This is a genomic window from Flavobacterium sp. YO12, from assembly GCF_004119495.1.
Classification (GTDB): Bacteria; Bacteroidota; Bacteroidia; order Flavobacteriales; family Flavobacteriaceae; genus Flavobacterium.
The window spans coordinates 1-4,580 of the sequence record NZ_NRQU01000119.1 but is presented as its reverse complement, the minus strand read 5'-3'; the positions used below and the strand labels follow the sequence as shown (position 1 = coordinate 4,580).

At 30.0% G+C, this 4,580-nt stretch carries 3 protein-coding genes; all 3 read left to right on the top strand.

The genetic code is table 11. The annotated features are described in order from the left end of the window. Window positions 1–110: 110 nt before the first annotated feature. The 3 genes from BOW55_RS20460 to BOW55_RS20450 are packed head-to-tail and all read left to right on the top strand — an operon-like array spanning window position 111 to window position 3,916. Window positions 111–410, top strand: a complete 300-nt coding sequence (locus tag BOW55_RS20460; protein ID WP_129026294.1) for a hypothetical protein — start codon at window positions 111–113, stop codon at window positions 408–410. Then, entirely contained in the window at window positions 407–2,599 is a 2,193-nt protein-coding gene (locus BOW55_RS20455; protein ID WP_129026292.1) for a peptidase domain-containing ABC transporter, read from the top strand. The genes BOW55_RS20460 and BOW55_RS20455 overlap by 4 nt, the downstream gene beginning before the upstream one ends. A 33-nt stretch (window positions 2,600–2,632) precedes the next feature. Next, on the top strand, window positions 2,633–3,916 hold the full coding sequence (locus BOW55_RS20450) for an HlyD family secretion protein (RefSeq protein ID WP_129026290.1): 1,284 nt from the start codon (window positions 2,633–2,635) through the stop codon (window positions 3,914–3,916). Window positions 3,917–4,580 lie beyond the last annotated feature (664 nt).

Sequence of the window (4,580 nt, the reverse complement as noted above, 5' to 3'; positions counted from 1 at the left end):
AAACAAGTACTATAAAAATATTTAAAAAATGAACTCAGCTAAATATGAATCATTAAAAATCACCATAAATCTTTAAGTGTGATTGGGACAATGAAGAGCAGGATATTAGAATGATATACTTAGCATTGTTTAATATTTACTTCAAAAAAGGACAGCATGAATTTAAAAAAGCCCTGGAAAGCTGGTTTGAAATAAATGACACAGATAAATGGTTAGAAAAGTATGGTGATGTTGATCTGGATGACAATTTCATGGATTTATTAAAATCACATTACAATTGGTGCTTCCACTCAAATATAGTGCACACTCCGTCAGTTTTTATTGCGGGCTATAAGTATCCAAATCTTTACGATATGGAAAATATTGAATTTTTTATTAATGATTTACTTGAAGACCCCCTGCAGCCTTGAGAAAATTTCCACATTACCAGCAAGCAGATTTCAAAGACTGCGGTCCAACGTGCTTAAAAATAATTTCTAAGCATTACGGCAGAATTATTAATGTCCAGATATTACGAGATTTTTGTGATACTAACAGAGAGGGAAGTAATCTAATGTCATTGAGTGATGGAGCTGAAAAATTGGGGTTTAGATCTTTAGGTGTAAAAGTTTCATTAAAAAAGCTGGATGAATTCCCATTGCCCTGTATACTTCATTGGAATGCAAATCATTATGTCGTTTTGTACGAAATAAAAAACAATATCTATTATATTTCAGATCCGGCACATGGAATTATAGAATATTCAAAAAAAGAGTTTTTAAAATTTTGGATTAACGAGAAAGCCGACGATGAAACTGATGAAGGCATTGCTTTATTACTTGAGGCATCTCCAAAATTTTATCAGAACAATCAAGAAGGAGATAAGAATAAAACTTTCGGTTTTTCTTTTTTATTTCAATACATAATTCCTTATAAATCTTATGTAATACAGCTTATATTAGGTTTAAGTGCGGGGAGTCTTCTGCAGTTAATTATTCCTTTTTTGACTCAAAGCGTAGTAGACGTCGGGATTCAAAACCAAAATATACATTTCATATATCTTATTTTGATTGCCCAGTTATTTTTATTTGTAGGCAAAACTGTACTTGAGTTAATCCGAAGCTGGATACTGCTTCATATTTCTGCAAGAGTCAATATTTCTTTAATTTCAGATTTCTTTATAAAATTAATGAATCTTCCTATTTCATTCTTTGATGTACGAATGACAGGAGATATTATGCAAAGGATAAATGATCATCGCAGAATTGAAAAAATTTTGACAACATCATCATTGGATGTCCTTTTCTCAGCAATCAATATGTTAATAATGGGAGCAATATTAGCGTATTACAATTTAACAATTTTTGTTGTATTTTTTACAGGAAGTCTGCTGTATTTTCTATGGATAATATTGTTTTTAAAGAAACGGAAGACATTAGATTATAAAAAGTTTTCAGAAGTTTCTCAAGAACAGAGTAAAGTCATAGAATTAATAAATGGAATGCAGGAAATTAAGCTTCATAATGCAGAAAGACAAAAGAGATGGGGATGGGAGTTTATTCAGGCAAGACTATTTAAAGTGTCCTTGAAAGGTTTAGTACTTGAACAGACACAAAATATAGGATCGAATTTCATTAATGAGCTAAAAAATATTTTAATAATTTTTCTCTCAGCTAAATTAGTTATTGACGGAAGCATTACTCTTGGTATAATGATGGCCATCAGCAGTATTGTAGGTAATCTAAATGGTCCTGTTGTTCAGTTGATAAATTTTATACGAGAAGTACAGGATGCAAAAATATCTCTTGCAAGATTATCTGAAATTCACGAAAAAGATGATGAGATACAGGATAGTGAACAACAAATTACAGAAATACCAGAAGATGAAGATATAATCATTAAAGATTTATCCTTTAAATATGCTGGTTCGGATAATTACGTTTTAGAGGACTTGAATCTTATAATTCCAGCTAATAAAATTACGGCAATCGTGGGAACCAGCGGTAGTGGAAAAACAACATTAATAAAACTTCTCCTTAAGTTTTATAATCCAAACTCAGGAAATATTTTTTTAAACAAAATTTCATTTGAAAAAATAGCGCAGAAAACATGGAGATCCCACATTGGTACAGTAATGCAGGAAGGATACATATTTAATGATACAATAGCGAACAATATAGCAGTCGGTGTTGATATAGTTGATAAAAAACGCCTGCTTTATGCTGCTGATGTCGCTAATATCAAAGATTTTATCGATGAATTTCCTCTTGGATTCAATACCAAAATCGGAATGGAAGGAATCGGTATGAGTACCGGCCAAAAACAGCGATTATTAATTGCAAGAGCAGTTTATAAAAATCCTGAAATGCTGTTTTTTGATGAAGCCACTTCTGCATTAGATGCTAATAATGAAAAAGAAATTATGAAAAAACTAAACTTCTTTTTTAAAAATAAAACTGTTGTTGTAATTGCGCATCGATTAAGTACAGTTATAAACGCAGATAAAATTGTTGTCCTGGAAAAGGGCAAAATTATAGAAATGGGAACTCACAATGAGTTGGTTTGCCAGCAAGGAAGCTATTACAAATTAGTAAAAAATCAATTAGAATTAGGAAATTAATTTTTCTAAAAAATATAAAGTTTGAAATACAAAATGATTGATAACAAAGAAATCGAACTTAGAAGTGAAGAAATACAAGAAGTATTACAACGAATGCCAAATTGGACTATTCGTTATGGATCCTTTATTGTGTTTATGACTTTATTGTTATTATTATTTATCTCTTGGTTAGTAAGGTATCCGGATATAATTACAACGCAAATAATTATTACAACCAATATTCCTCCAGAAAAAATAGCTGCCCGTATTTCTGGAAAAATTGAAGCTATACTAGTAAGTAATAATAGTAATGTATACAAAGGACAGCCAATCGCAGTGATTGAAAGCTCAGCAAATTATTCAGATGTGTTTTTGCTTAAAAGTATTTTAGACACTATAGACATCAGTGTAGAAAGATTTCCATTTGAAAAAGTAAAGTTAACACAGCTGGGGGATATCGAATCTTCTTTTGCAGTATTTCAGAAAGAATATACGTCAAACGAATTAAATAAAAAATTACATCCGTTTAAAGTACTTGGCGAAGCGCAGGATAATGAATTAATACAACTAAGGGAGCGTCTTAAATTATTAGAAATACAGGAGAGTATTAATCAGAATGAAATATTTTTATTAAAAGAAGACTTGAAAAGATATGAAAGTTTATTCAGTAAAGGTATTATCTCTTTACAAGAATTAGATAGACATAAATTGGAATATCTTCAAGCTTATAGAGGCCACAAAAGTATTCTTAGTACAATTTCTCAAACAAAATCATCAGTTAATGAACTTAATAAGAATTCAAAAACTACTAAAATAGAGGGAGAGAAAGAAGTTGTGAATTTAGAACGCAGTTTAATTCAATCTTTTTATCATCTTAAAAATGAAATCAAGAATTGGGAATTAAATCATGTTTTTTATTCTTCATTTAATGGGAAAATCTCTTTTTTGGAATTTTGGTCCAAAAATCAAGTGGTAAATGCGCGAGATAATGTTTTTACTGTTCTTCCTGCAAAAAAAAATGAATATATTGGGAAATTGAAAGCTGCTGCTCAAAATTCAGGGAAAATAAAAATTGGACAAGAAGTTAATATACGGCTTCTTAATTATCCAGACAGAGAATTTGGAATGGTGAGGGGAATTGTACATAATATTTCACTCATTCCGGATAAAGATGGAAATTTATTAATTGATGTTTTACTTCCTAAGGGATTATTAACGTCTTATAATAAGAGAATAAAATTCCAGCAGGAAATGATTGGCAAAGCCGATATAGTTACTGAAGATTTAAGACTTTTGGAACGTTTGCTGTATCAATTTAGAGATCTTTTTAAACACTAGTTTTTTACATTGGATGTGACTTCTATGGCCCATTATGGAAAATAAAAACTAAATGCTTTTTTTTTCTCACTATTAACACTGATATCGGGTCGGGTTACCGATTAGGTGTTTTTATAAAATAATGACGTAACGACCTCAAAAAGAATATAAATTTTAGTTATTGAATAAAAAGAGAGACTACCTGCTGATTGTCTCTTTCTTTTTTGGCAAATATCAGATGTGTTGGTGGTCTATAATTGAATCTAACATTAGAACATAGTCAGAGATTTATACTATCGATAAAATAACAAACAGCCCAAAGACTGTTTGTTATTTTATAATGTTTCTTTTGTAAGCAGTTTGTTTGTTCGTTTTAGATTTTTTTTTATTCCGGTAAGTGAAAGGGCAGACTACTGGACTGAATCGTTTATTTAAAGAGGAGTAAATTCTTTGTTAGTTAGTTAGTTAGTTAGTTAGTTAGTTAGTTAGTTAGTTAGTTAGTTAGTTAGTTAGTTAGTTAGTTAGTTAGTTAGTTAGTTAGTTAGTTAGTTAGTTAGTTAGTTAGTTAGTTAGTTAGTTAGTTAGTTAGTTAGTTAGTTAGTTAGTTAGTTAGTTAGTTAGTTAGTTAGTTAGTTAGTTAGTTAGTTAGTTAGTTAGTTAGTTAGTTAGTTAGTTAGTTAGTTAG

What these genes read in the sequence shown, in the direction of transcription:
- BOW55_RS20450 (WP_129026290.1), top strand. Translation starts at nt 2,633, where the DNA reads ATGATTGATAACAAAGAAATCGAACTTAGAAGTGAAGAAATACAAGAA.
- BOW55_RS20460 (WP_129026294.1), top strand. Translation starts at nt 111, where the DNA reads ATGATATACTTAGCATTGTTTAATATTTACTTCAAAAAAGGACAGCAT.